Origin of the sequence: Micromonospora sp. NPDC000121 (genome assembly GCF_042899165.1) — a bacterium.
GTDB lineage: Bacteria > Actinomycetota > Actinomycetes > Mycobacteriales > Micromonosporaceae > Micromonospora.
In genome coordinates this window covers 110,180-133,109 of the sequence record NZ_JBIAZP010000009.1, presented here as the reverse complement: position 1 = coordinate 133,109, position 22,930 = coordinate 110,180, and the positions used below count along the sequence as shown (strand labels likewise).

The window sequence follows — 22,930 nt, the reverse complement described above, 5'->3', positions numbered from 1 at the left end:
TGGGGCCGTCTCACCCGGGTTCGTCGCCGCCGGGGGCCGGCGGCGCCGCCGGCAACGAGTCGAAGCCCCGCGCGGCGACCAGGGCGACCAGCGCCGCCGGGGCGCTGGGCAGGAAGAAGGGGATGGCGACGGGCACGGCGACGAGCATCGCGAGGACCAGCAGCGACAGCGTCGCGCCCAGGCCGAGCGTCCACAGCGGAGCACGCGCGGCCGTGAGGGCGGCGATCCGCCAGGCGGTGGTGGCCGGCACGTCGAAGTGCGCCAGCACCGGGGGCAGGTAGGCCAGCACCGCCAGATACACCAGGGCGAGCACGGCCACCGCGCCGGCGAGCGGCGTGCCCCGCACGGCGAGCAGGTAGAACACGAACACCCACACGGTCAGTAGCGGTAGGCCCAGCCGGACCTGCGAGCGCCCGAACTCCGCCCGCCAGTGCCGCCAGAAGTCTCGCCACGCCTGGGGATGCCCGCCCCGCTGGTAGTCCCGCAACAGCGCGAAGAGCGCCACGGTGGCCGGCGACAGGCCGGCGACCACCCCGCCGGCGAGCACCCCGGCCAGCCACAACAGGTTCAGCCCCGCCAGCCGCGGCGGCCAGTCGAGCAGCCGGTAGAGGCGGGCGTACCGCCCACCGACCGGCGCCTGCGGAGCGGTCACGGGGCCAGCTCGGCCAGGCGCTGCCGCAGGTCGGCCCGGGCGTAGGCGGCGGGCGACGCGATCGACAGCCCGCCGTCGACGGGCAGCACCACCCCGGTGACGCCGCTGGCGGCCTCGGAGGCGAGGAAGTACACCGCCGCGGCGACCTCCTCCGGGCGCAGCGTCCGCCCGATCGGGTAACCCCCGGCGGCGTCGGGAAGCTGCTCACCACCGACGATGCCCGGCGCCACCGCGTTGACCCGGATCCCACGCGCGCCGTAGTCCAACGCGACCTGGCGTACCAGGGCCTCCACCGCGCCCTTGGCCGCCGCGTAGGCGGCCACCCAGGGGGCGGCCAGGAACGCGTTCACCGAGGAGACGGCGACCACCGCCCCGCCGGCCGGCAGCAGCGGCAACGCCGCGCGCAGCGGGAAGAAGAGCGTGTCCAGGCAACCCGTCAGGGCGGCCCGCCACTGCTCGTCGCTGGTGCGGTGGGCCGGCGCGATCGGCATCCTCCCGGCGGCGGCGACCAGCACGTCCAGCCCGCCCAACCGCTCCCGCGCCGCCTCGACGGCGGCGGCGGCCCCGTCGGCGGTCGAACAGTCGCCGGCGAGGTCGGCGACCAGGCTCGGTTCGCCCGCCGGTTCCAGGCCGTAGCCGACGACCCGGTCACCGGCGGCGGCGAAGCGGGCCGCGATGGCCCGGCCGATCGGGGTCGACGCGCCGACCAGCAGTACGCGCCTCACCGCGCACCCCACGTGCTGTGCCGGGCGACCGCCTCGGCGTCCACCGAGACCCCCAGCCCGGGGCCGGCGGGCAGCGGGATCGCGGTCGGCGTCGGCTCGATCGGCACGGTGAGGATGTCGTTGACCCGGTCGAAGAGGGTCGGGTGCCACTCGAAGGCGACCAGGTTCGCGCAGGCGGCGGCGACGTGCAGACCGGCGGCGAGGGCCAGCCCGAGCCCGGCCGAGTGGTGCGGGGCCACCGGCAGGTGGTGGGTCTCGGCGTACTGGGCGATCGCCAGCCCCTCGGTGATCCCGGTCCGTCCGATGTCCGGTTGCAGCAGGCCAGCCGCCCGGGCCGCCACGAACGGCTGGAACTCCCAGCGGTGCCGCAGGCTCTCCCCCAGCGCCACCGGCACGTCGATGCGCGCGGCCAGGTCGGCGTGACCGGCGACGTCCTCGAAGGCCAGTGGCATCTCCAGGAACCAGCCGTCCCGGTCGGCCAGGCCACGACCGAGCCGGACCGCGTCGGCCAGGCCGTAGACACCGTGGACGTCCACGGCGACCTGAAGGTCGGGGTGGACCTCGCGCAGCGCGGTCACGGTCGCCAGGTCGGCGTCCACGCCGTACCCGAGGCCGACCTTGACCCGCCGGACCCCCTGCCCGACCCAGTCCCGGGCCTGCGCGACCCGGTCGGCGTCGGTGCGGCCGGGCAGCCCGGAGACGTACGTCGGGACCGCGTCGTGGAACGCGCCGCCGAGCAGTTCGACGACGGGGCGGCCGGCCAGCTTGCCGGCGAGGTCCCACAACGCGATGTCGACGGCCGCGATCGCGTCGGCCTGGTGGCCGCCGAGGTGACCCCGCTCGCGCATCAGCTCGCCGAGCCGGTGGCGCAGCGGGCGTACCCGGCGCGGATCCGCGCCGAGCAGCACCGGCGCCAGCAGCCGGCGGACGATCTCGCCGGGCACCTCGGGGGCGACCGGGGCGAGCGCCTCCCCCCAGCCCGTCGTGCCGTCGTCGGCGGTCACCCGGACCACGAGGGTCTCCCGCTGGTTGCCGTACACGCTGGGCCAGGGCGGTCGCGTGGCGTAGGCGCGGGGCGCGCCGTCCGGACGGCCCAGCGCCAGGGGGTAGACGTCCACCGAAACGATCTTCGTCATGGCGGTCAGCCTCTCACGGCCGCCAGGCCGGCAGCGGGGCGTGCCGCAGTATCGCGTCGAGCGCGGCGCGGCTGCCGGCGTCCAGCGGCACGGCGGGGTCGCGCACGAAGGCGGACTCGATGACGCCCCGGCGCACCAGCACCTCCTTGTGCACCGCCCAGGCCAGGCGGGGTTGCAGGCCGAAGCGGACCAGCGGGAGCAGCCGGTTGAACGCGGCGTGGGCCGCCTCCTGCCGGCCGGCCCGCCAGTCGGCCAGGATCGGCGCGAGCACGTCGGTGAACTCGCAGGCCGGCATCGTGCCGACGGCGCCCCGGGCGTACTCCTCCAGCACGAAGAAGGCGTTCTGGCCGCCGAGGACGTCGAACTCGCCGTCGGTCGCGGTCACCACCTCCCCCACCTTCGGCGCGGTGGGCTGGGTCTCCACCTTCACGGACTCGACGCCGGGCAGCTTGCTCAGCTCCACGATCAGGGCGACGGGCATCGTCACCCCGGTCGCCGCCGGCGCGTCCTGCACCATCACGTGCAGCCCGCTCGCCTCGGCGACTCCGGCGTAGAACTCGACGAGTTGCCCACCCGCGGGCTTGGCCAGGTACGGGGGCAGGACCATCAGGGCGTCCGCGCCCCCGTCCCGCGCCGCCAGCGCCAGCTCGACGGCGGTGGCGGTGCTGGTGCCGTTGATTCCGGCGACCAGCGGCACGCCCGGGCCGGCGACCGCCCGGGTCTCGGTCAGGATCGTGGCCCGCTCGGCGGCGGTGAGCGCGAACCCCTCGCTGGCCATGCCGAAGACGGCGAGCCCGTCCACGCCGGCCGCGAGTTGGAACTCCACCAGCCGGCGCAGGCTCGGCACGTCCAGCGCGCCGGCGTCGTCGAACGGGGTGGCGAGGATGGGGACCAGCCCGCGTACGCGGGCCCGGGGCTCGAGGGTGCTCAACTTTCCTCCGCGAGGGCGCTGACAGTGGAAACGTCCACCTCGACCCCGAGGCCGGGTCCGGCCGGTACGGCGAACCCGTCCGGCCCGCCCGGCAGCGGCGCGGTGAGGATCCGCTGCCCGACGTCGGTCGTGGTGGGTTGGTACTCGAAACAGCTGAGGTGCTCGACGGCGGCGCTGAGGTGCAGGCCGGCGGCGAGCGCGACACCGAGCCCCACCGAGTGGTGCGGCGCGGTCGGGACGTGGTGCGCCGCGGCCAGCTCGGCGATGGCCACCGCCTCGGTGATGCCGGTGCGGGCGACGTCCGGCTGCACCAGGCCGACGGCCCGCTGCCGCAGCCAGGGCAGGAACTCGTACCGGTGGCGCATCGCCTCGCCGACGGCGACCGGCAGGTCCGTGCGGCGGGCGAGGTCGGCGTGGCCGGCCAGGTCCTCCGGCGCCAGGGGCGCCTCCAGGAAATCGATCCCGCCGATGGCGGTCAGGCCGCGCGCCAGCCGGGTCGCGGCGGCCAGGTCGTAGGTCCAGTGCGCGTCCACGGCGAACCGCACCTGCGGCGCGGCGGCGCGCACCGCGTCCACGGTGGCCAGATCCGCCGCCACCCCCTTGCCGAGGTGCAGCTTGATCCGTTCGACGCCCTTCGCCGCCCACTCGGCGGCGAGGGCCGCCCGCCCCGCGTCGTCCCGCTTGGGCAGCCCGGAGACGTACGTCGGGACGTGCTCGCGGAACGCGCCGCCGAGCAGCTCGTGCACGGGCAGCCCGGCCAGCCGTCCCGTCAGGTCCCAGAGCGCGATGTCGACGGCGGCGAGCGCGTCGCCCTGGTGGCCGCCCAGGTGGCCCCGCTCCCGCATGAGATCGCGCAGCCGCGCGCTGAGCGGTCGCACCCGGCGCGGGTCGGCCCCGACCAGCGTCGGCGCCAGGAGCCGGCGCACCACCTCCGCGGGGACCTCCGGGGCGACCGGCGCGAGGGCCTCGCCCCAGCCGCTGACGCCCGACTCGGTGGTGAGCCGGACCAGCAGCGTCTCGAAGCGGGGCGAGTAGATGCTGCGCCACGGGGGTCGCACCGCGTACCCGGAACGCGCCGGGTCGGAGGAGTCGTCGGGGGGGCCGAGGTACTGCTCGGGGTTCGGGAGTTTGAGAACGAAGCAGTCCACCGCTGCGATCCGTGGCCGGGTCATCGTCGCTCCACCCCTCAACCTTGTCTGCCACATTACGGAACTAGATTCCACACTACGGGTTGCGTGTTCGTCAAACCCCCCGCTGGGCGCTCAGTCTGGCCGGCGAGGTCCCGCCCAGCGGCGTCAGCCGGCGAGCGCGCGGCGCAGCAGTTCGGCGGCGGCCGCGCGGTCCGGCAGCCCGGCGGTGTCGCCGGCCCGGGCCACCACGCCGGCGGCGAGGGCGGTGCCCAGCCCGGCCGCGGCGGCCGGCGAGGCGCCGCGCAGCCGGCCGGCCAGGTAGCCGCCCGCGAAGGCGTCGCCGGCCCCGACCGGATCCACGACCGTGGTCGCCGCGCTCCGCAGGTGCACCGGGGCCCCGGTCGGACCGGCGTGGTGGCACCCGTCGGCGCCGGCCTTGAGCACCGTCTCGCCGACGCCCGCGGCAGCCGCGGCGGCGAAGACCTCCTCCGCGTCGCCCGGGTCCCGTACGCCCAGGACGGGCCCGGCCTCGTCGGTGCCGAGCAGCAGGACGTCCACGTACCGCAGCAGCGCCCGCACCACATCGGCCTGCCGGCCGACGTCGCCGAGAGCGGGACGCAGGTTGGGGTCGAACGCCACCGCGACGCCCCGACCCCGGGCTTCGCGCAGCACCGCCTCGACCGCCGCCCGGGGGGACGCGCCGAGGGCGAGGGTGATCCCGGAGACGGCGACGAGCCGCGGTCGGGCGGCCAGCAGCCTCGCCGCGTCGGACGTGTCGAGGTGCGCCGCCGCCGATCCGCCCCGGTAGTAGTGGACCCGTCGACGCCCGTCCGCCCGGGCGTCCTTGAGGAACAGGCCGGTCGGGTGCCCCGGGTCGACGACCACCAGCGAGGTGTCCACGCCGGCGGCCCTTGCCGCCGAGAGAACCCGGGCGCCGAGCGGGTCCGCGCCGACCCGGCTGCAGAAGCCGGCGCGGACGCCGAGCCGCGCGGCGGCCGTGCAGAGGTTCAGTTCGGCCCCCGCGACGTGCACCTCGAGGGTCGCGGTGTCGGCGAGCAGTTGGCCCGGCGGCGGTTGGAACAGGGCCATCGCCTCGCCCAACCCGACGATCTCCAACCCGGACGCCGAGGCCCCAGACCGGTTCCCGTCGGCCACCGGGCCGCCGCCTCCCCAGGCCGCGCCAGCGGCACTATGACTATCGTCATGCATAATGCGGGATACGTTGCCATATCCCAGGAGACACTTCCAGAGGAGAGGTCGACATGGCATCAGGGCACGGGACGCGCGACGCCCTCCCCGGCGGCCGGGTGATCGCCATCATCCGGCTGTCCGATCCCGACGCGGCGGTCCGCGCCGGCCGGGAGCTGGCCGAGGCGGGCCTGGACGGCGTCGAGGTCACGCTCACCACGCCCGGGGCGCTCGACGCCGTCGCGACGCTCCGGGGCGAGCTGGCCGGCTCGTGCCGGGTGGGCGTCGGCAGCGTGCGTACCCCCGCCGAGGTGACCACGGCCAGGGACGCCGGCGCGGAGTTCCTCGTCACGCCCACCACCCGGGTCGAGGTGCTCGCGCGGGCGAAGGCGGCGGGGCTGCCCGTGGTCTGCGGCGCGTTCACCCCGACCGAGGTCGACGTCGCCTGGTCGTCGGGCGCCGACCTGGTCAAGCTCTTCCCGGCCGGCGTCGCCGGCCCGTCGTACGTGCGGGAACTGCTCGCCCCGCTGCCCGACGTGCCGCTCGTACCGACCGGCGGCGTGACGCCCGAGTCGGTGGCCGAGTGGGCGGCGGCCGGAGCGGTCGCCGTCGGCGCGGGGGGCGCCCTGGTCGACGCCGCCGAGGCCGCCGACGGCGACTGGGCGGCACTGCGGCGGCGTGCCCGGGCGTTCCTCTCCGCCGCCGCGGCCGCGCACTGGCCCGACGAGCGGGGCGGCGGCCCTCGCGGGTGATCAGGCGGCGGGCGGGGCGGCCACGGGATAGCCGTACAGGTCGAGCAGCCGGCCCCGGGCCGCGTGCAGCCGGTCCACCACCACGCTCATGAAGCGGGTGGTGAGCTGCCGGCCGAGCGCGTCGTCGGACTCCATCAGCCGGCGCACCCCCGGGGCGGTGAACTCCACCGCCGTGCTGCGCTGCGCCGCCACCGCCCCGAACTGCCAGCGGTACGGCGGGAACAGCCACGACCAGCCGAGCACCCCGCCCGGGCCGATCGTCTCGAATTCCACGTCACCCCGGCCGGGCACCGGGAAGTCGAGCGCGACCTGCCCGGCGCGGACCAGCCAGAAGCGCTCCGCCGGCTGGTCGGCCCGGAACAGCCGGTGCCCGGGGTGCCACACCACCGGCCGGGCGTATCCGGCCAGCCGGGGCAGCCACGGCTCGGGCAGGCCGGCGAGGAACGGGTGCGCGCGGAGCATGTCGAGGGTCGTCATGCGGGTGCCCCTTTCGTCGGGAGGGCGCGGCGGTGGCCGGACCCTGCGACGGTCGGTCGTCCTGCTTACCAGTGCACCGCACTGCGTCCCCCAGCGACAGGGCCGTTGGTCCCGGGCCACGCGGGCGGAACTGCCCTGGTCGGCCCGCACCGGCGGGGCGAGGGTGGAGTCGGAACGGTGCGCCGGGACGGCGCCACGGCAGGGCGGAGGGTGATGTGGGAACGTCCGGGGAGCGGCGAGGACGGGGGCCCACCGGTGCCCGTTGACACCTCGACCGGGCCGGCGACCGGGCTCGGTTCGGCGGAGGCCGCCGCCCGGCTGCGGGCCGACGGCCCGAACGCGGCGGTCGCGCCGCCCCGCCGGCACCTGGCCGTCCGGGTCCTGCACCAGCTCACCGACCCCCTGGTGGCGCTGCTGCTGGCCGCCGCCGTGGTCACCGCCGTGCTGCGGGACTACCCGGACACCGCCGTGATCGTGCTGGTCGTGCTGGTGAACACCGCCATCGGCGTGGTGCAGGAGGTCCGCGCCGACCGGGCGATCGCCGCGCTGGACCAGCTCGCGGCGCCGACCGCCCGGGTCGTCCGGGACGGGCGGGACCTCGTCCTGCCCGCCGCCGACCTGGTCCGGGGCGACCTGGTGCGGGTCGAGGCCGGCGACGTGGTCCCCGCCGACCTGCTCCTGGCCGAGGCCGCCCGGCTGACCCTCGACGAGTCGGCGCTGACCGGCGAGTCGGTGCCGGTGGGCCGGGCCGCCGGCGAGGAGGCCAGCGCCGGCACGGTGGTCACCACCGGGCGGGCCACCGGCACGGTGGTGCGCACCGGCGCCGCGAGCGCGCTCGGCCGCATCACGGCCCTGGTGGCGTCCACCCGGCCCGCCGCCACCCCGTTGCAGCGCCGCCTCGCCGGGCTCGGCCGGATCCTCGGCTTCGCCGCGGTGGTGCTCTCCGGGCTGGTCTTCGTCGTCGGCGTGGTCGGCGGGCGGCCGGTGGTCGACATGGCGGTCACCGCGGTGAGCCTGGTGGTGGCGGCCGTGCCGGAGTCGCTGCCGGCGGTCGTCACCCTCGCCCTGGCCCTCGGCGCCCGCCGGATGGCCGGGGCGCGGGCGATCCCCCGGCGGCTGCACGCGGTGGAGACGCTCGGCTCCGTCACCGTGATCGCCTCCGACAAGACCGGCACCCTCACCGAGGGCAGGATGGCGGTGCAGCACGCCGTCACCGCCGACGGCTCCCGCTACGGCGTCACCGGCACCGGCTACGCGCCGCAGGGGACCGTGCACCACGGGGGCGAGCCGGTGGCCGTACCGGACGAGCTGCGCCGCCTGGCGCGGGCCGGGCTGCTCTGCAACGACGCCACGCTGGCGCCGCCCACCGACGAGCGGCCGGAGTGGGCCGCGGTGGGCGACCCGCTGGAGGCGGCCCTGGTCGCGTTCGCCGCCCGCTGCGGGCTGGAGCCGGAGACCACCCGCGCCGCCTGGCCCCGGGTCGCCGAGCACCCCTTCGACCAGGAGCTGCGCCGGATGACCACGGTGCACCGTTCCTGCGACCGTCGGTACCTGGTGGTGTGCAAGGGCGCGCCGGAGAACGTGCTGGTCGCGCCGCTGGTCGACGCCACCGCCGAGGAGATCGCCGAGCTGTCGGCCGCCGCGCACCGGCTGGCCGCCGAGGGGCTGCGGGTGCTCGCGGTCGCGTCCGCCGTGACCGACGCGCCGCCGGCGGACCCCGCCCGGCCGACCGGGCTGCGGCCGGTGGGGCTGGTCGCCGTCGGCGACCCGCTGCGCGCCGGGGCGGCGGACATCGCGGGCAGCTTCGACGACGCCGGGGTCCGGCTGGTGCTGGTCACCGGCGACCACCCCGCGACCGCCGCGGCCATCGGCGGCCAGCTCGGGCTCTGGCACGAGGGCGATCCGCTGGTACGCGGGGACGACGGCGACCCGGCGCGGGCGCACCCGCGGGCGCGGGTGTTCGCGCGTACGCAGCCGGACCAGAAGCTCGACATCATCGCCGGGCTCCAGTCCCAGGGCCACGTGGTGGCGATGACCGGCGACGGGGTGAACGACGCTCCGGCGCTGCGCCGCGCCGACATCGGCGTGGCGATGGGCGGCGGCACGGAGGTCGCCCGGCAGGCCGCCGACCTGGTGCTGGTCGACGACGACCTGTCCACCGTGGCCGCGGCGATCGGCGAGGGCCGCCGCATCTACGACAACATCCGCCGGTTCCTGCGCTACGCCCTCTCCGGAGGCGTCGCCGAGATCGCGGTGATGCTGCTCGGGCCGCTGTTCGGGCTGGCCGTACCGCTGCTGCCGGCCCAGATCCTCTGGGTCAACCTGCTCACCCACGGCGTGCCCGGCGTGGCGCTCGGCGCGGAGCCGGCGGAACCGGGCACGCTGCGCCGGGCGCCCCGCTCCCCCTCCGAGTCGGTGCTCGGTGCCGGCCTGGGCCGGGACGTGCTGGTCACCGGCGCCCTGATCGCCGCCGTGGTGCTCGGCGCCGGCGTGGCCGCCGCGCACGGGGACCGGCCGTGGCAGTCGGTGGTCTTCGTGGTCCTCGGCCTGGCCCAGCTCGGGGTGGCGCTCGCGGTCCGGGCGCCCCGGGCGCGCGGCGCCCGGCGCGGCAACCGCGCGCTGCCGGTCGCGGTGGCGGTCTCGGCGCTGCTCCAGGTCGCCGGGGTGCTGCTGCCCCCGCTGCGGGAGCTGCTCGGCACGGAGCCGCTCGGCGCGGTGGAGCTGCTGGCCTGCGCCGCCGTCAGCGTGCTGCCCGGGCTGGTGCTGCGGCTGGCCCGCCGACCGGCCGGTCCCGCCACCCCGTCGTCGGGCACGGACCCGCACGCCACCACCACCCGGAGCGCGGGCGCACCGGCCGCCCGCGGCGGGCCCGCCGGGGGCACGGGGGTGGCGGGCGGCCCGGACGCCACTGTCGGGGCGGCGGGCGGCCCGATCGCCACTGTCGGGACGGCGGATCGGGACCAAGGTCCCGGCGGCCGGGACTGCCGACTCTGACCGGGAGACGCGCGGACAGAGCAGGATGAAGGCGGACGAAGGAGGAGTCATGGTCATCAACACCGGTGCCCCCGTCGTGGTGGGTGTGGACGGTTCGGCCGCCGCCCTGGACGCGGTCCGGGTGGCGGCGCGGGAGGCGGCGCAGCGGCAGCGTCCGCTGCGGGTGGTGCACGCCTTCATCTGGCCGCTGACCAACGCCCCGCTGGACCCGGTGCCGGGCGCGCCGGCCGGCGCCGGCCTGCGCAACCAGGCCGAGCGGTACGTCGCCGAGGCGGTCGCCGAGGCCGGCAAGGCCGCCCCCGAGGTGGCGGTCGGCGGCGCGGTGGTCGACGGCGCGGCGACCCCCGTCCTGCTCGACGAGTCCCGGCAGGCGGCGCTGGTGGTGCTCGGGCACCGGGGTCTGGGTGGCTTCGCCGGGCTGCTGATCGGCTCGGTCACCGTGCAGGTCTCCGCCCGCGCGCAGTGCCCGGTCCTGGTGGTGCGCGGCGAGCCGCGCGCCGACGGTCCGGTGGTGGTGGGCGTCGACGGCTCCGCGAACTCCGCCGAAGCCGTCGCGTTCGCCTTCGAGGAGGCGTCCCACCGGGGCGCCCCGCTGCTCGCCGTGCACGCCTGGCTCTACCCCTCGCCGGTCGGCCCGGGCGACATCCTGCCCCTCGTGTACGACCTCGACGCGCTCGGCGCGGAGGAGGAGCGCGCGCTCGCCGAGTCCGTCGCCGGCTTCGCCGAGCGCTACCCGGACGTGCCGGTGCGGCACCGGCTGGTCCGGGGCTCCCCCGCCCGGGTGCTGGTCGAGGAGTCGAGGACGGCCCAGCTGGTGGTCGTCGGCGCGCACGGCCGGGGCGCGCTGGGCGGGCTGCTGCTCGGCTCGGTCAGCCACGCGGTGCTGCACCACGCGCACTCCCCGCTGGCCATCGTGCGGCACCGGAAGCGGGCCGACGCGTCCTGACCCCGCCCCCCGTCCCGTCGCGTCGGCCGCTCCCCCGGCCGGCGCGACGGGGGCTCGTGGGAAACCCCGGTGCGCCGGCGGGGCCGCGTCGACAATGACCTGATCGACCTCTGGGAGGGCTGATGAACCGACCCGTCGTGGTGGGTGTGGACGGATCGCCGTCGAGCCTCGTGGCGGCGGAGCACGCCGCCCGGGCCGCCGCGCTGCGGTCCCGCCCCCTGCACCTGGTGCACGGCTACCTGCACCCGCTCGGCTACGGCGTGCCGGTCAACCCGTACGACGTGGGGTTGCCGGCGCCGACCGAGGAGGCGCAGAAGATGCTGGAGCGGGCGGCCGCCGACCTGGTGGAGCGCTGGCCGGGGCTGGCCGTGGAGGCGCGCCAGGTGGCCGGCGGGCCGGGCGCGACGCTGGTCGAGGAGTCCCGGCGGGCGGAACTGGTGGTGGTGGGCAGCCGCGGCCTGGGCGGCTTCGCGGGGCTGCTGCTCGGCTCGGTCGGCGCGCAGGTGGCCGCGCACGCGCACTGCCCGGTGCTGGTGGTCCGCCCCGCCGAGGAGCCGATCCCGGTCGACGGGCCGGTGCTGGTCGGGGTGGACGGCTCGGAGCCCGCCGAGCTGGCCGTCGGGTACGCCGCCGACGAGGCGGCCCGCCGCGGGGTCGGGCTGGTGCTGGCGCACGTCCGGCCGCCGGACGGGGAACGCCGGGTGCCGGACGAGGTGGCCGGGACGGGGGCCGCCGGGCACGCGGAGTCCGCCGAGCTGCTGGCCACCGCCGGGGCGGCGGTGCGCGGCAGCCACCCCGGGCTGGCCGTCGAGGAGCGGGTGCTCCGGGCGGGGAAGCCGGAGCAGGCGCTGGTCGAGGCGAGCGGCGCGGCGGCGCTGGTGGTGGTCGGCTCGCGGGGCCGGGGCGGGTTCGCCGGGATGCTGCTCGGCTCGGTCAGCCACGCCCTGGTGCAGCACGCGCACTGCCCGGTGCTGGTCGCCCACCCGTACGGCCACGCCCGCTGAGCCGGCGCGGACCCGCCGGCCCACGAGGGGCCGGCGGGTCGGCGGCGGTCAGTGGTCCCGGCCCCCGAGCAGCTCCTCGAAGCTGGTGGTGAGCGCGAACGGGTCGGCGGGGCCGGCGGCCGGCGGGCGCCGGTGGATCTGGTCGGCCAGTTCGCCGCCGGCGCGGGCGATCCGCGCGCGCAGCGCGCCGTCGGCGCCGCCGTCGGACCAGTCCTCGGGCGCGGCGAAGACCGCCGTGGGCACCACGACCGAGCGCAGGTAGGCGAACATCGGCCGCAGGGCGTGCTCCAGGGCGAGCGAGTGCCGGGCGGTGCCGCCGGTGGCGCCGACCAGCACCGGCCGGTCCGCCAGCGCGCCGGAGTCGACCAGGTCGAAGAAGGACTTGAACAGCCCGTTGTACGACGCGTTGAAGATCGGCGTGACGGCGATCAGCCCGTCCGCGCCGGTGACCGTGTCGAGCACCTCCCGCAGGGCGGGCGGCGGGAAGCCGGTGAGCAGGTGGTTGACGATGTCGTGGGCGTGCTCGCGCAGCTCGACGGGGCGGACGTCCACGTCGTCGCCCCGCCGGGCCAGCTCGTCGCGGGTGGCCGCGGCGAGCTGGTCGGCGAGCAGCCGCGTCGACGAGGGCTGACCGAGCCCGGCCGACACCACGGCGAGGGTGCGGCGGGTCATCGGCCCGCCTCCGCGCCCGCCCCGGCCTGCTCGGCGGCGGCCCGCAGCGACGCGTGCGTCGGCGCCTCGGGCACGTGCGCGGGGCGCAGCGACTCGAACTCCTTGCGCAGCACCGGGACGACCTCCTCGCCGAGCAGGTCGAGCTGCTCCAGCACCGTCTTCAGCGGCAGGCCGGCGTGGTCGATCAGGAACAGCTGGCGCTGGTAGTCGCCGACGTAGTCGCGGAAGCCCAGCGTACGGTCGATGACCTGCTGCGGGCTGCCCACGGTCAGCGGGGTCTGCGCGCTGAACTCCTCCAGCGACGGGCCGTGCCCGTAGACGGGGGCGTTGTCGAAGTACGGCCGGAACTCCCGCACGGCGTCCTGCGAGTTGCGCCGCATGAACACCTGCCCGCCCAGCCCGACGATGGCCTGGTCGGCGGAGCCGTGGCCGTAGTGCGCGTACCGCTCCCGGTAGAGCCCGACCATCCGCTGGGTGTGCTCCTTGGGCCAGAAGATGTGGTTGGCGAAGAAGCCGTCGCCGTAGTAGGCGGCCTGCTCGGCGATCTCCGGGCTGCGGATCGAGCCGTGCCAGACGAACGGCGGCACGCCGTCGAGCGGGCGCGGCGTCGAGGTGAACGACTGCAGCGGGGTGCGGAACCGGCCCTTCCAGTCGACCACGTCCTCGCGCCAGAGCCGGCGCAGCAGGTCGTAGTTCTCGATGGCGAGCGGGATGCCGTTGCGGATGTCCTGGCCGAACCACGGGTAGACGGGCCCGGTGTTGCCGCGCCCCATCATCAGGTCCACCCGGCCGTCGGCGAGGTGCTGGAGCATCGCGTAGTCCTCGGCGATCTTCACCGGGTCGTTGGTGGTGATCAGCGTGGTCGAGGTGGAGAGCAGCAGGCGCTCGGTGCGGGCCGCGATGTATCCCAGCATCGTGGTGGGCGACGACGGCACGAACGGCGGGTTGTGGTGCTCGCCGGTGGCGAAGACGTCCAGGCCGACCTCCTCGGCCTTCAGCGCGATGGCGACCATCGCCTTGATCCGCTCATGCTCGGTCGGCTCGCGACCGTTGGTCGGGTCGACCGTGACGTCGCCGACGGTGAAGACTCCGAACTGCATGACCAGCTCCTCGCGTTGTCCGGCCGGGGCCGGTGCGGCTCCCGTTCGCACCGCACAACATATTTGACGAGTCAACTATTCCGCGCGCGGAGGCGTCTCCCGTGGGCGCGGTCACGCCGGCGAGGGGGCGAGCGGAGGGTCAGCGGCTGCGCGGGACGTGCCGACGGTAGGCGCTCACCGTCGGGTCGCCGGCGATCCAGAACCGCCAGGGGACGTCGTGCGCCCCCGTCACGCCCACCCTCGGGCCGGCGGCCACCGACTCCGCCGGCACCGGCCGGTCGGCCGGGCGCAGCCGGACCGGGCCGTCGCCGAGCAGGTAGCGGCCGTAGACGGTCTTGTCGATACCGAGCGCCGCGCAGAGCCGGGCGGGCCCGCGCGCGAGGTCGACGTCCCGGCGTACGGCGGTGCGCCGGGCCCGGGCGACGTCGAGGCCGTCGACCACCTCGCCGGCGCGCAGCAGCACGGCCGACGCCTCCCCGTCCGGCCCGGTGACCACGTTCATGCACCAGTGCATGCCGTAGGTGAAGTAGACGTAGGCGTGCCCCGCCGGGCCGAACATCACCGCGTTGCGCGGGGTGCGGCCCCGGTGGGCGTGCGACGCCGGGTCGCCGGCCGTCCCGGCGTACGCCTCGACCTCGGTGATCCGGACGGTGACGCCGCCGGCGGTGAGCCGGCAGCCGAGCAGGCCGCGCGCGGCCGGCACCACGGGCCCGGAGAGCAGGTCGGCCAGCCCCGCGAGGTCGGCGGGACGGCGGTCGGAGGACGCCACCACGGGCACGACCCTATCCGGCCGCGACGCCGCCCCGCCCGGCTCGGCACATCAACGATTCGTTGACAACTGTTCGTTGATGTGCTGGGGTCGGGGTATGACCGACTCCTTCGCCACGCCCGACGCCGGCCGGGCCCGGGCGCACCGCACGTACGACGCGCTGCACCGGATCACCGAGCGGCACGCCGGCACCGAGACGCGCCGCCGCCGCCACACCAACCCCTACGTCCCGGACACCTACGAGGCGGTCGCGCTGGTCACGGCGCTCGCCGCCGGCGGGGCCGAGGCGGAGCCCGGGGAGGAGCCGGTCGACGACGCCGACCTCGTCGCGGCCCTCACCCTCGTGCCGCACCTGCGCGCCGAGGTCGACACGATGGAGGCGGGGCTGCTGACGCTGGCCCGCGGTCGCGGGCTGACCTGGCAGCAGATCGCGTACGGGCTCGGGCTGGGCAGCGCGCAGGCCGCCAAACAGCGTTTCGAGCGCCTCTCCGCCCGCACCGCCGCCACCGAATGACCCACCGGTGGGCCAGACTGGGCGCGGGATCGGTGTCGAGGAGGACGCGATGACGCGCGAGGAGATGCTGGCGTACTGCCTGGACAAGCCGGGGGCCTGGCTCGACCAGCCGTGGGAGGGCGACGAGGTGGTCAAGGTCGGCAGCCGGATCTTCGCCTTCCTCGGCTCCGCCGGGGGCGACGACCCGACGGTCGGGGTGAAGTGCGGCCCGACCCGGGAGGTCGCCGACGAGTGGCTGCACCGGCACCCGGGCGACGCGCGGGCCTCGCCGTACATCGGGCGCTCCGGCTGGAACACTCTGCGCCTGGCCGGCGGGATCGACGACGAGGAGCTGACCGAGGCGGTCGACGCGTCGTACGACGCGGTGGTGGCCAAGCTGCCGAAGCGGGAGCGGCCGACGGCCTGACCCCGCGCGGCGCCGGTCGCGCCGCGCGGGGTCACGCACTCAGCGCGGCACGACCCGCTCGGCGGCCCACTCCCGCCAGCCGGCCAGCTTGTCCGCGGCGGCGGCGAGCTGGTCGGCGACCGGGCCGGGGCCGGTCGAGCCGGGGGTGGTCCGGGCGGCGAGCGCCGACCGGACCGAGAGCACGTCCCGCACGGACGGGTCGAGGTGTTCGCTGACCGCCGCGAGGTCGGCGTCGGAGACCTCGTCGAGGGCGCAGTCCCGGGCCACGCAGAGCGCCACCAGCTTGCCGGTGATCTCGTGCGCGTCGCGGAACGGCACCCCCCGACGGACGAGCCAGTCGGCCACCTCGGTGGCCAGCGAGAAGCCCACCGGCGCGGCGGCGACGAGACGGTCCACCCGGACGGTCATCGTCGAGATCATCCCGGCCAGGGCCGGCAGCAGCAGCTCCAGGGTGTCGACCGCGTCGAAGGCCGGCTCCTTGTCCTCCTGCATGTCCCGGTCGTAGGTCATCGGCAGGCCCTTGAGCATGGTGAGCACCGCCATCAACCCGCCGACGAGCCGGCCGGACTTGCCCCGGGCCAGCTCGGCGATGTCCGCGTTCTTCTTCTGCGGCATGATCGACGAGCCGGTGGCGAAGGCGTCGTCCAGCTCCACCCAGCCGAACTCCTGCGACGTCCAGAGCACCACCTCCTCGCCGAGGCGGGACAGGTGCACCCCGACCATCGCGGTGACGAAGAGGAACTCGGCGACGAAGTCCCGGTCGGCCACGGCGTCCATCGAGTTGGCGAAGGACGTGCGGAAGCCCAGCTCCTTGGAGACGGCCACCGGGTCCAGCGGCAGGCCGGAGCCGGCGAGCGCGCCCGCGCCGAGCGGGCTGATCGCCGTGCGGTGGTCCCAGTCGCGCAGCCGCTCCAGGTCGCGCAGCAGCGGCTGCACGTGGGCGAGCAGCCAGTGCCCGAAGGTGACCGGCTGGGCGTGCTGGAGGTGGGTCATCCCCGGCGCGGCGGTGTCCACGTGCCGCCCCGCCTGCTCGACCAGCGCCTCGGCCAGCTCCACCAGCCGCGACGCCACGCCCCGGGCGTGATCACGCAGGTAGAGCCGCAGGTCGGTGGCGACCTGGTCGTTGCGGGACCGGCCGGCGCGCAGCTTGCCGCCGAGACTGCCCAGGCGCTCCAGCAGGCCGCGCTCCAGCGCGGTGTGCACGTCCTCGTCGTCGACGGTGGGGCGGAACTGCCCGGAGGCGCAGGCGGCCTCCAGGTCGTCCAGGGCGGCGAGGATGCGGCCCAGCTCCTCCGGGTCGAGCAGGCCCGCGCCCGCGAGGACCCGGGCGTGCGCCCGGGAACCCGCGATGTCGTACGGGGCGAGGCGCCAGTCGAACTGCACGCTCACCGACAGCCGCGCCAGGGCCTCGGCGGGGCCGCCGGCGAACCGGCCGCCCCAGAGGCTGGTGCGGTTGGCGGCGGCACTGTTCTCGGTCAGGCTCTTGTCGTCCACGCCGCCCATTGTGGTTCCCACGATCTTCAGCCGCCCAGCCGGGCGTCCCGCGCGGCGGCCATCTTGCTCGGCAGGCCCCAGAGCTGGACAAAACCCTTGGCGAGGGACTGGTCGAACGTGTCGCCGGTGTCGTAGGTGGCCATGCCAAAGTCGTAGAGGCTGGCCTCGGAGCGCCGGCCGGTGACGGTGGCCCGGCCGCCGTGCAGGACGAGCCGCACCTCGCCGCTGACGTGCCGCTGCGCGTCGTCGATGAAGGCGTCCAGGCTGTTCTTCAGCGGGGAGAACCAGAGGCCGTCGTAGACCAGCTCGCCCCAGCGCTGGTCGACTCCGCGCTTGAACCGGGCCAGGTCCCGCTCCACGGTCACCGCCTCCAGCTCCTGGTGGGCGGTGATCAGCGCGATCGCGCCGGGCGCCTCGTACACCTCGCGGCTCTTGATGCCGACGAGGCGGTCCTCGACCATGTCGAGCCGGCCGACGCCCTGGGCGCCGGCGCGCCGGTTGAGCTCCAGGATCGCCTGGTACGGGGTGACGGTCTCGCCGTCGATCGCCACCGGCACGCCGGCGTCGAAGGTGATCACGACCTCGTCGGCGTCACGCTCCTGCGCCGGGTCGGCGGTGTACGAGTACAGGTCCTCGATCGGGCTGTTCCAGATGTCCTCGAGGAAGCCCGTCTCCACGGCGCGCCCGAACAGGTTCTGGTCGATGGAGTACGGCGACTTCGCCGACACGTCGATCGGCAGGCCCTTCTCCTCGGCGAAGGCGATCGCCTTGTCCCGGGTCCAGGCGAAGTCCCGGGCCGGCGCGATGATCTTCAGGTCGGGCGCGAGCGCGCCCAGGCCGACCTCGAAGCGGACCTGGTCGTTGCCCTTGCCGGTGCAGCCGTGCGACACGATGGTGCCGCCGTGCTTGCGGGCCGCGGCCACCAGGTGCTTGACGATCAGCGGCCGGGACAGCGCGGAGACCAGCGGGTAGCGGTCCATGTAGAGCGCGTTCGCGCGGATGGCCGGCAGGCAGTACTCGGCGGCGAACTCGTCGCGCGCGTCGACCACCTCGGACTCGACCGCGCCGCAGTCCAGGGCGCGCTGCCGGATGGCGTCGAGGTCCTCGCCGCCCTGCCCGACGTCGACCGCGACCGCGATCACCTCGGCGCCGGTCTGCTCGGCCAGGTACGGAATGGCGACGGAGGTGTCGAGACCTCCGGAGTAGGCAAGAACGACCCGCTCGGTCATGGTGTGGTGCTCCCTTCAACGTTCTCTTCGCGGCGGGCCCAGCCGGCGAGCTTGTCGCCGAGCGCGGCCCCGCCGACGGCCTCGCGGGCCACGACGAGGATGGTGTCGTCGCCGGCGATCGTGCCGACGACCTCGGGCAGGCCCGCTCGGTCCAACGCGCTGGCCAGGTAGTGGGCTGCGCCCGGCGGCGTGCGCAGCACGGCGATGTTGCCGCTGGAGTCGACCCCGTTGAGCAGCTCGCGCAGCAGCCGGACCAGCCGGGCCGGCGCCGCCTCGGCGTCGCGCAGCGGCCGGTGGCCGTCCTCGGGGATCAGGTAGACGGCCCGACCGTCGCCCCCGCGCACGGTCACCGCGCCCAGCTCCTTGAGGTCGCGGGACAGCGTGGCCTGGGTGACCTGGATGCCGTCGCCGGCGAGCAGGTCGGCCAGCTCGGTCTGCGAGTGGATCGCCTTGTCGCGGATCAGCTCGACGATGCGGGCGTGGCGGGCGGCGCGGGTCAGCGGGGCGCTCATGGGTTCTCCCTGGTCGCGGCGGCGCCCGGCGCCGCCGCGTCCGGGGCGGCGGGTGCGGCCCCGAGGAGGAACGTCAGCAGCGCCTTCTGGGCGTGCAGCCGATTCTCCGCCTGGTCGAACACGACGCTCTGCGGCCCGTCGAGCACCTCGTCGGTGATCTCCTCGCCCCGGTGCGCGGGCAGGCAGTGCAGCACGACGGCGTGGGGCGCGGCGTGGCCGAGCAGCGCGGCGTTGACCTGGTACGGCAGGAACGGGGTGACCCGGTCCTGCCCGTCCGCCTCCTGGCCCATCGAGGTCCAGGTGTCGGTGGCGACCACGTCGGCCCCGGCCACCGCCGCGACGGGGTCGGTCAACGCCTGCACCGAGCCGCCGGTACCGGCGGCGATCTTCTCGGCCTGGGCGAGCACCTCCGGGTCGGGGCCGAAGTTGGCCGGCCCGGCGACCCGCACGTGCATGCCGGCGGTCGCCCCGGCGAGCAGGTACGAATGGGACAGGTTGTTGGCGGCGTCGCCGACGTAGGCCAGCGTCCGGCCGGCCGTGCCGCCGCAGTGCTCACGGATCGTGAGCAGATCGGCCAGGAGCTGGCAGGGGTGGAACCCGTCGGTGAGCGCGTTGACCACCGGCACGGTCGCGGCGTCGGCGACCTCGGCGATCCGGTCGTCGCCGTGCGTACGCAGCACGATCGCCGCGACGTAGCGGGAGAGCACCCGCCCGGCGTCGCCGAGGGTCTCGCCCCGCCCGAAGTGGGTGACCTGGGTGTCCACCACCAGGGGGTGCCCGCCGAGTTCGGCGATGCCGACGTCGAACGAGAACCGGGTGCGCAGGCTCTGCTTGTCGAACAGCACCGCCACGGACCGGGGGCCGGCCAGCGGCCGGTGGCCGAAGCGGTCGGCCTTCATCCGCGCCGCGAGGTCGAGTACGGCCGACTGCTCGGCGGGGGTCAGGTCGTCGTCCCGCAGGAAGTGCCGGATCATGCGTTCGTCTCCGTCGTGGTCACGGTGGTCGCGGCGGCCGGGCTCTCACCGGCGGCGGCCGGGGTGGTGCCGGCGGCGGCCGGGAGGGCGGCGTCGAGGGCGGCCGGGAGAGCGGCCAGGAAGGCGTCCACCTGGGCGGCGGTGAGGATCAGCGGCGGGGCCAGCCGGACCACGCCCGGCTGCACCGGGTTGACCAGGAAGCCGGTCTCCCGCAGCGCCTCGGCGAGCACCTTCGCCACGGGCGCGGCGAGCGCCACGCCCAGCAGCAGGCCCGCCCCGCGTACGTCGTCGACCAGCGGGTGGCCGAGCGCCTCGATGCCCCGGCGCAGCCGCTCGCCGACCCGCTTGACGTGGTCGAGCAGCCCCTCGTGGGCGATGGTGCTCACCACCGCCAGCGCGGCGGCGCAGCTGATCGGGTTGCCGCCGAAGGTGGTGCCGTGCATGCCGGGGCCGAACAGCTCGGCGGCCCGCCCGAAGGCCAGCACGGCACCGAGCGGCAGCCCGCCGCCCAGCCCCTTGGCCAGGGTCACCACGTCGGGCTCGACCCCCTCGGCCTGGTGGGCGAACCAGTGCCCGGTGCGGCCGATGCCGGTCTGCACCTCGTCGAGCACCAGCAGCGCGCCGTGCCGGGCGGTGATCCGCCGCGCGGCGGCCAGGTAGCCCGCCGGCGGGACCACGACGCCGTTCTCACCCTGGATCGGCTCCAGGATCACCATGGCGGTGGCGTCGGTGACGGCCGCCTCCAGCGCGGCGACGTCGCCGTAGTCGACGTGGGTGACCTCGCCGGGCAGCGGGCGGAACGGGTCGGCCTTGGCCGGCTGACCGGTCAGCGCGAGCGCGCCCATGGTCCGCCCGTGGAAGCCGCCCCGGGTGGCGACCACGTGGGTGCGGCCGATGAGCCGGGACAGCTTGAACGCCGCCTCGTTGGCCTCCGCGCCGGAGTTGGCGAAGAGGACCCGGCCGGGCCGGCCGGCCAGGGCCAGCAGCAGCTCGGCCAGCGCCACGGGGGGCTCGGCGACGAAGAGGTTGGAGACATGCCCGAGGGTGGCGATCTGCTTCGACACGGCGGCCACCACGGCCGGGTGGGCGTGGCCGAGGGCGTTGACCGCGATTCCGCCGAGCAGGTCGACGTACTCCCGGCCGGTCTCGTCGACCACGACGGCGCCGGAGCCGGAGACGAGGGCCAGCGGCGGCGTGCCGTAGTTGTCCATCAAGGACTGCGACCAGCGTTCGACGAGCGTGCTCATGACGGAATCACCATGGTTCCGAACCCTTCCGAGGTGAAGACCTCCAACAGCGTGGAGTGGGCGACTCGGCCGTCGACGACGTGCGCGGCGGGCACCCCCTGCCGCACGGCCCGCAGGCAGGCCTCCATCTTGGGCACCATGCCGCTGGACAGCGACGGCAGCAGCTTCGCCAGGTCGTCGGCGGTGATCTCGCTGACCAGGCTGTCGGTGTCCGGCCAGTCGGCGTAGAGGCCGGGCACGTCGGTGAGGACGACCAGCTTGCGGGCGTCGAGGGCGACGGCGAGCGCGGCGGCGGCGGTGTCGGCGTTCAGGTTGTGCAGCACGCCGTCGGCGTCCGGCGCGACCGTGGAGATCACCGGGATCCGCCCGGCCGCGATCAGGTCGGTGACCGCCGAGACGTCGACCGACTCGACGTCGCCGACCTGCCCGACGTCGACCGGCTCCCCGTCCACGTACGCGGGCCGCCGCACGGCGGTGAACAGGCCCGCGTCCTCGCCGGAGAGGCCGACCGCGAACGGGCCGTGCGCGTTGATCAGCCCGACCAACTCACGGCCCACCTGACCGACGAGCACCATCCGGACCACGTCCATCGCCTCCGGGGTGGTGACCCGCAGGCCGCCCCGGAACTCGCTGGCGATGCCGAGCCGGCCGAGCATGGCGGAGATCTGCGGTCCGCCGCCGTGCACCACGACCGGCTTCAGACCGGCGTACCGCAGGAAGACCATGTCGGCGGCGAAGGCCCGCTGCAGTTCGGGGTCGACCATGGCGTTGCCGCCGTACTTGATCACGACGGTCGCGCCGGAGAAGCGGGCCAGCCAGGGCAGGGCCTCGATCAGCGTGGCGGCCTTGGCCTGGGCGCGGGTGAGGTCGGTGGTGAGGCTCATGTGGAGTAGGCCGAGTTCTCGTGAACGTACGCGTGGGAGAGGTCGTTGGTCCAGATCGTGGCCTCGGCGTCGCCGGCGTGCAGGTCGATCCGGATGGTGACGTCCCGCCCGGTCAGGTCGACCTTCGACCGGTCCTCGGCGGCGGCGCCGGAGCGGCACACCCAGACGCCGTTGACCGCGACGTCGACGGCGTCGGGCTCGAAGGCGGCGGCGGTGGTGCCGACGGCGGCGAGGATCCGGCCCCAGTTCGGGTCGTTGCCGAACAGCGCGGTCTTGACCAGGTTGTTGCGGGCCACCGCCCGCCCCACCTCGACCGCGTCGTCCTCGCTCGCCGCGCCGACCACGTCGACGGCGATCTGCTTGGTGGCGCCCTCGGCGTCGGCGACGAGCTGCTGGGCCAGGTCGTGGGCGGCGGCGGTGACCGCGGCGGTCAGCTCGGCCGGCGTCGGCGTGATGCCGCTCGCGCCGCTGGCCAGCAGCAGCACCGTGTCGTTGGTCGACATGCAGCCGTCGGAGTCGATCCGGTCGAAGGTGACCCGGCACGCCTCACGCAGCGCGGCGTCGAGGGCATCCGGCCCGGCCACCGCGTCGGTGGTCAGCACGCAGAGCATGGTGGCCATCGCCGGCGCGAGCATCCCGGCGCCCTTGGCCATGCCGCCGACGGTCCAGCCGCTGCCCCGCGCGACCGTGGTCTTGGGGCGGGTGTCCGTGGTCATGATGGCCTCGGCGGCCGCCGCGCCGCCGTCGCGGGACAGGCCGCGGATCGCGGCGCGTACGCCGGGGAGCAGCTTCTGCATCGGCAGCCGCTCGCCGATCAGGCCGGTCGAGCAGACCGCCACGTCGCCGGCCCCGAGCATCAGCCGGGGGCTGGCCGAGGTGAGCGCGGCGGCGGCGTGCTCGGCGGTGGCGTGGGTGTCCTGGAAGCCGGCCGGGCCGGTGCACGCGTTGGCCCCGCCCGAGTTGAGCACCACGGCGCGGACGACGCCGCCACGGACCACCTGCTGGGTCCAGAGCACCGGCGCGGCCTTGACCCGGTTGGCGGTGAACACGGCGGCGACCCCGGCGTCCGGGCCGTCGTTGACGACCAGCGCGACGTCGCTCGCACCGCTGGCCTTGAGCCCGGCGGCCACCCCGGCCGCCCGGAACCCCCGGGGGGTCGTGACACTCACAGCACTGCTCCTTCGGTCGGGACGG

23 protein-coding genes are annotated in these 22,930 nt (G+C 75.9%); 6 read left to right on the top strand and 17 right to left on the bottom strand.

All coding sequences use genetic code 11. The features are described 5' to 3' along the window. Window positions 1-10: 10 nt before the first annotated feature. The 6 genes from ACFY23_RS23905 to ACFY23_RS23880 form a co-directional block, all read right to left on the bottom strand. Window positions 11-652: a DUF624 domain-containing protein gene (locus ACFY23_RS23905; RefSeq protein ID WP_350677124.1), complete on the bottom strand. Its 642-nt coding sequence runs from the start codon at window positions 650-652 to the stop codon at window positions 11-13. After that, the gene (locus ACFY23_RS23900) at window positions 649-1,377 is read right to left on the bottom strand and encodes an SDR family oxidoreductase (protein ID WP_350677122.1); all 729 of its coding nucleotides are present in this window, start codon (window positions 1,375-1,377) and stop codon (window positions 649-651) included. The genes ACFY23_RS23905 and ACFY23_RS23900 overlap by 4 nt, the downstream gene beginning before the upstream one ends. Beyond that, window positions 1,374-2,513, bottom strand: coding sequence for a mandelate racemase/muconate lactonizing enzyme family protein (locus ACFY23_RS23895; RefSeq protein WP_350677120.1), 1,140 nt, complete (start codon window positions 2,511-2,513; stop codon window positions 1,374-1,376). The genes ACFY23_RS23900 and ACFY23_RS23895 overlap by 4 nt, the downstream gene beginning before the upstream one ends. A gap of 13 nt (window positions 2,514-2,526) precedes the next feature. After that, complete coding sequence (locus ACFY23_RS23890; RefSeq protein ID WP_350677117.1) at window positions 2,527-3,444, bottom strand: dihydrodipicolinate synthase family protein; 918 nt, start codon at window positions 3,442-3,444, stop codon at window positions 2,527-2,529. Continuing rightward, the gene (locus ACFY23_RS23885; RefSeq protein WP_350677115.1) at window positions 3,441-4,616 is read right to left on the bottom strand and encodes a mandelate racemase/muconate lactonizing enzyme family protein; all 1,176 of its coding nucleotides are present in this window, start codon (window positions 4,614-4,616) and stop codon (window positions 3,441-3,443) included. The genes ACFY23_RS23890 and ACFY23_RS23885 overlap by 4 nt, the downstream gene beginning before the upstream one ends. Before the next feature lie 123 nt (window positions 4,617-4,739). Continuing rightward, window positions 4,740-5,729, bottom strand: coding sequence for a sugar kinase (locus tag ACFY23_RS23880; protein WP_350819316.1), 990 nt, complete (start codon window positions 5,727-5,729; stop codon window positions 4,740-4,742). A gap of 107 nt (window positions 5,730-5,836) precedes the next feature. Here ACFY23_RS23880 and ACFY23_RS23875 point away from each other — a divergent pair, with 107 nt between their 5' ends. After that, window positions 5,837-6,514, top strand: a complete 678-nt coding sequence (locus ACFY23_RS23875) for a bifunctional 4-hydroxy-2-oxoglutarate aldolase/2-dehydro-3-deoxy-phosphogluconate aldolase (protein WP_350687166.1) — start codon at window positions 5,837-5,839, stop codon at window positions 6,512-6,514. On the opposite strand, the gene ACFY23_RS23870 is transcribed toward ACFY23_RS23875, so the two are convergent. Continuing rightward, a complete protein-coding gene (locus ACFY23_RS23870; protein WP_350687164.1) occupies window positions 6,515-6,991 on the bottom strand; it encodes a cyclic nucleotide-binding domain-containing protein in 477 nt (158 codons plus the stop codon). It lies immediately after the preceding gene. 213 nt (window positions 6,992-7,204) lie between these two features. On the opposite strand from ACFY23_RS23870, the gene ACFY23_RS23865 reads away from it, so the two are divergent. From ACFY23_RS23865 to ACFY23_RS23855, 3 genes are all read left to right on the top strand, one after another. Further along, entirely contained in the window at window positions 7,205-9,985 is a 2,781-nt protein-coding gene (locus ACFY23_RS23865) for a cation-translocating P-type ATPase (protein ID WP_387037760.1), read from the top strand. A gap of 49 nt (window positions 9,986-10,034) precedes the next feature. Beyond that, window positions 10,035-10,931, top strand: coding sequence for a universal stress protein (locus ACFY23_RS23860; protein ID WP_350686781.1), 897 nt, complete (start codon window positions 10,035-10,037; stop codon window positions 10,929-10,931). Window positions 10,932-11,053: 122 nt separating this feature from the next. Continuing rightward, complete coding sequence (locus ACFY23_RS23855; RefSeq protein WP_350686779.1) at window positions 11,054-11,935, top strand: universal stress protein; 882 nt, start codon at window positions 11,054-11,056, stop codon at window positions 11,933-11,935. Between the two features lie 48 nt (window positions 11,936-11,983). Here ACFY23_RS23855 and ACFY23_RS23850 read toward each other — a convergent pair whose 3' ends face one another. From ACFY23_RS23850 to ACFY23_RS23840, 3 genes are all read right to left on the bottom strand, one after another. Next, window positions 11,984-12,607, bottom strand: coding sequence for an FMN reductase (locus ACFY23_RS23850; RefSeq protein WP_350686777.1), 624 nt, complete (start codon window positions 12,605-12,607; stop codon window positions 11,984-11,986). Then, window positions 12,604-13,707, bottom strand: coding sequence for an LLM class flavin-dependent oxidoreductase (locus ACFY23_RS23845; protein ID WP_350686775.1), 1,104 nt, complete (start codon window positions 13,705-13,707; stop codon window positions 12,604-12,606). The genes ACFY23_RS23850 and ACFY23_RS23845 overlap by 4 nt, the downstream gene beginning before the upstream one ends. A 139-nt stretch (window positions 13,708-13,846) precedes the next feature. Beyond that, window positions 13,847-14,476, bottom strand: a complete 630-nt coding sequence (locus ACFY23_RS23840; RefSeq protein ID WP_350686785.1) for a DNA-3-methyladenine glycosylase — start codon at window positions 14,474-14,476, stop codon at window positions 13,847-13,849. Between the two features lie 97 nt (window positions 14,477-14,573). On the opposite strand from ACFY23_RS23840, the gene ACFY23_RS23835 reads away from it, so the two are divergent. Together ACFY23_RS23835 and ACFY23_RS23830 are read left to right on the top strand one after the other, a co-directional pair. Further along, the gene (locus tag ACFY23_RS23835; protein WP_350686773.1) at window positions 14,574-14,990 is read left to right on the top strand and encodes a DNA-binding protein; all 417 of its coding nucleotides are present in this window, start codon (window positions 14,574-14,576) and stop codon (window positions 14,988-14,990) included. Between the two features lie 49 nt (window positions 14,991-15,039). Then, window positions 15,040-15,396 carry an MmcQ/YjbR family DNA-binding protein gene (locus tag ACFY23_RS23830; RefSeq protein WP_350686771.1) on the top strand — a complete coding sequence of 119 codons (357 nt, stop codon included), beginning with the start codon at window positions 15,040-15,042 and terminating at the stop codon, window positions 15,394-15,396. A gap of 39 nt (window positions 15,397-15,435) precedes the next feature. Here the strand turns inward: ACFY23_RS23830 and argH are convergent, their stop codons facing one another. From argH to argJ, 7 genes are read right to left on the bottom strand one after another with little or no spacing between them, the layout of a single operon-like run. Beyond that, complete coding sequence (gene argH / locus ACFY23_RS23825; RefSeq protein ID WP_350819313.1) at window positions 15,436-16,899, bottom strand: argininosuccinate lyase; 1,464 nt, start codon at window positions 16,897-16,899, stop codon at window positions 15,436-15,438. 17 nt (window positions 16,900-16,916) lie between these two features. Then, window positions 16,917-18,119, bottom strand: a complete 1,203-nt coding sequence (locus tag ACFY23_RS23820; protein WP_350681736.1) for an argininosuccinate synthase — start codon at window positions 18,117-18,119, stop codon at window positions 16,917-16,919. Beyond that, window positions 18,116-18,631, bottom strand: coding sequence for an arginine repressor (locus ACFY23_RS23815; protein ID WP_350681738.1), 516 nt, complete (start codon window positions 18,629-18,631; stop codon window positions 18,116-18,118). Before ACFY23_RS23815 ends, ACFY23_RS23820 begins: the two co-directional genes overlap by 4 nt. Further along, a complete protein-coding gene (gene argF / locus ACFY23_RS23810) occupies window positions 18,628-19,605 on the bottom strand; it encodes an ornithine carbamoyltransferase (RefSeq protein ID WP_350681740.1) in 978 nt (325 codons plus the stop codon). The genes ACFY23_RS23815 and argF overlap by 4 nt, the downstream gene beginning before the upstream one ends. After that, window positions 19,602-20,852, bottom strand: coding sequence for an acetylornithine transaminase (locus ACFY23_RS23805; RefSeq protein ID WP_350819311.1), 1,251 nt, complete (start codon window positions 20,850-20,852; stop codon window positions 19,602-19,604). The genes argF and ACFY23_RS23805 overlap by 4 nt, the downstream gene beginning before the upstream one ends. After that, window positions 20,849-21,736 carry an acetylglutamate kinase gene (gene argB / locus ACFY23_RS23800; protein WP_350819309.1) on the bottom strand — a complete coding sequence of 296 codons (888 nt, stop codon included), beginning with the start codon at window positions 21,734-21,736 and terminating at the stop codon, window positions 20,849-20,851. The genes ACFY23_RS23805 and argB overlap by 4 nt, the downstream gene beginning before the upstream one ends. Continuing rightward, window positions 21,733-22,905 carry a bifunctional glutamate N-acetyltransferase/amino-acid acetyltransferase ArgJ gene (gene argJ, locus ACFY23_RS23795; RefSeq protein WP_350819308.1) on the bottom strand — a complete coding sequence of 391 codons (1,173 nt, stop codon included), beginning with the start codon at window positions 22,903-22,905 and terminating at the stop codon, window positions 21,733-21,735. The genes argB and argJ overlap by 4 nt, the downstream gene beginning before the upstream one ends. Window positions 22,906-22,930: the final 25 nt, after the last annotated feature.

Bases quoted from the DNA above. Each gene is read 5' to 3' on its own strand.
- ACFY23_RS23895 (WP_350677120.1), bottom strand. From the start codon at position 2,513: ATGACGAAGATCGTTTCGGTGGACGTCTACCCCCTGGCGCTGGGCCGT.
- ACFY23_RS23885 (WP_350677115.1), bottom strand. From the start codon at position 4,616: ATGACCCGGCCACGGATCGCAGCGGTGGACTGCTTCGTTCTCAAACTC.
- ACFY23_RS23875 (WP_350687166.1), top strand. From the start codon at position 5,837: ATGGCATCAGGGCACGGGACGCGCGACGCCCTCCCCGGCGGCCGGGTG.
- ACFY23_RS23870 (WP_350687164.1), bottom strand. From the start codon at position 6,991: ATGACGACCCTCGACATGCTCCGCGCGCACCCGTTCCTCGCCGGCCTG.
- ACFY23_RS23865 (WP_387037760.1), top strand. From the start codon at position 7,205: ATGTGGGAACGTCCGGGGAGCGGCGAGGACGGGGGCCCACCGGTGCCC.
- ACFY23_RS23860 (WP_350686781.1), top strand. From the start codon at position 10,035: ATGGTCATCAACACCGGTGCCCCCGTCGTGGTGGGTGTGGACGGTTCG.
- ACFY23_RS23855 (WP_350686779.1), top strand. From the start codon at position 11,054: ATGAACCGACCCGTCGTGGTGGGTGTGGACGGATCGCCGTCGAGCCTC.
- ACFY23_RS23850 (WP_350686777.1), bottom strand. From the start codon at position 12,607: ATGACCCGCCGCACCCTCGCCGTGGTGTCGGCCGGGCTCGGTCAGCCC.
- ACFY23_RS23845 (WP_350686775.1), bottom strand. From the start codon at position 13,707: ATGCAGTTCGGAGTCTTCACCGTCGGCGACGTCACGGTCGACCCGACC.
- ACFY23_RS23835 (WP_350686773.1), top strand. From the start codon at position 14,574: ATGACCGACTCCTTCGCCACGCCCGACGCCGGCCGGGCCCGGGCGCAC.
- ACFY23_RS23830 (WP_350686771.1), top strand. From the start codon at position 15,040: ATGACGCGCGAGGAGATGCTGGCGTACTGCCTGGACAAGCCGGGGGCC.
- argH (WP_350819313.1), bottom strand. From the start codon at position 16,899: ATGGGCGGCGTGGACGACAAGAGCCTGACCGAGAACAGTGCCGCCGCC.
- ACFY23_RS23820 (WP_350681736.1), bottom strand. From the start codon at position 18,119: ATGACCGAGCGGGTCGTTCTTGCCTACTCCGGAGGTCTCGACACCTCC.
- ACFY23_RS23815 (WP_350681738.1), bottom strand. From the start codon at position 18,631: ATGAGCGCCCCGCTGACCCGCGCCGCCCGCCACGCCCGCATCGTCGAG.
- argF (WP_350681740.1), bottom strand. From the start codon at position 19,605: ATGATCCGGCACTTCCTGCGGGACGACGACCTGACCCCCGCCGAGCAG.
- ACFY23_RS23805 (WP_350819311.1), bottom strand. From the start codon at position 20,852: ATGAGCACGCTCGTCGAACGCTGGTCGCAGTCCTTGATGGACAACTAC.
- argB (WP_350819309.1), bottom strand. From the start codon at position 21,736: ATGAGCCTCACCACCGACCTCACCCGCGCCCAGGCCAAGGCCGCCACG.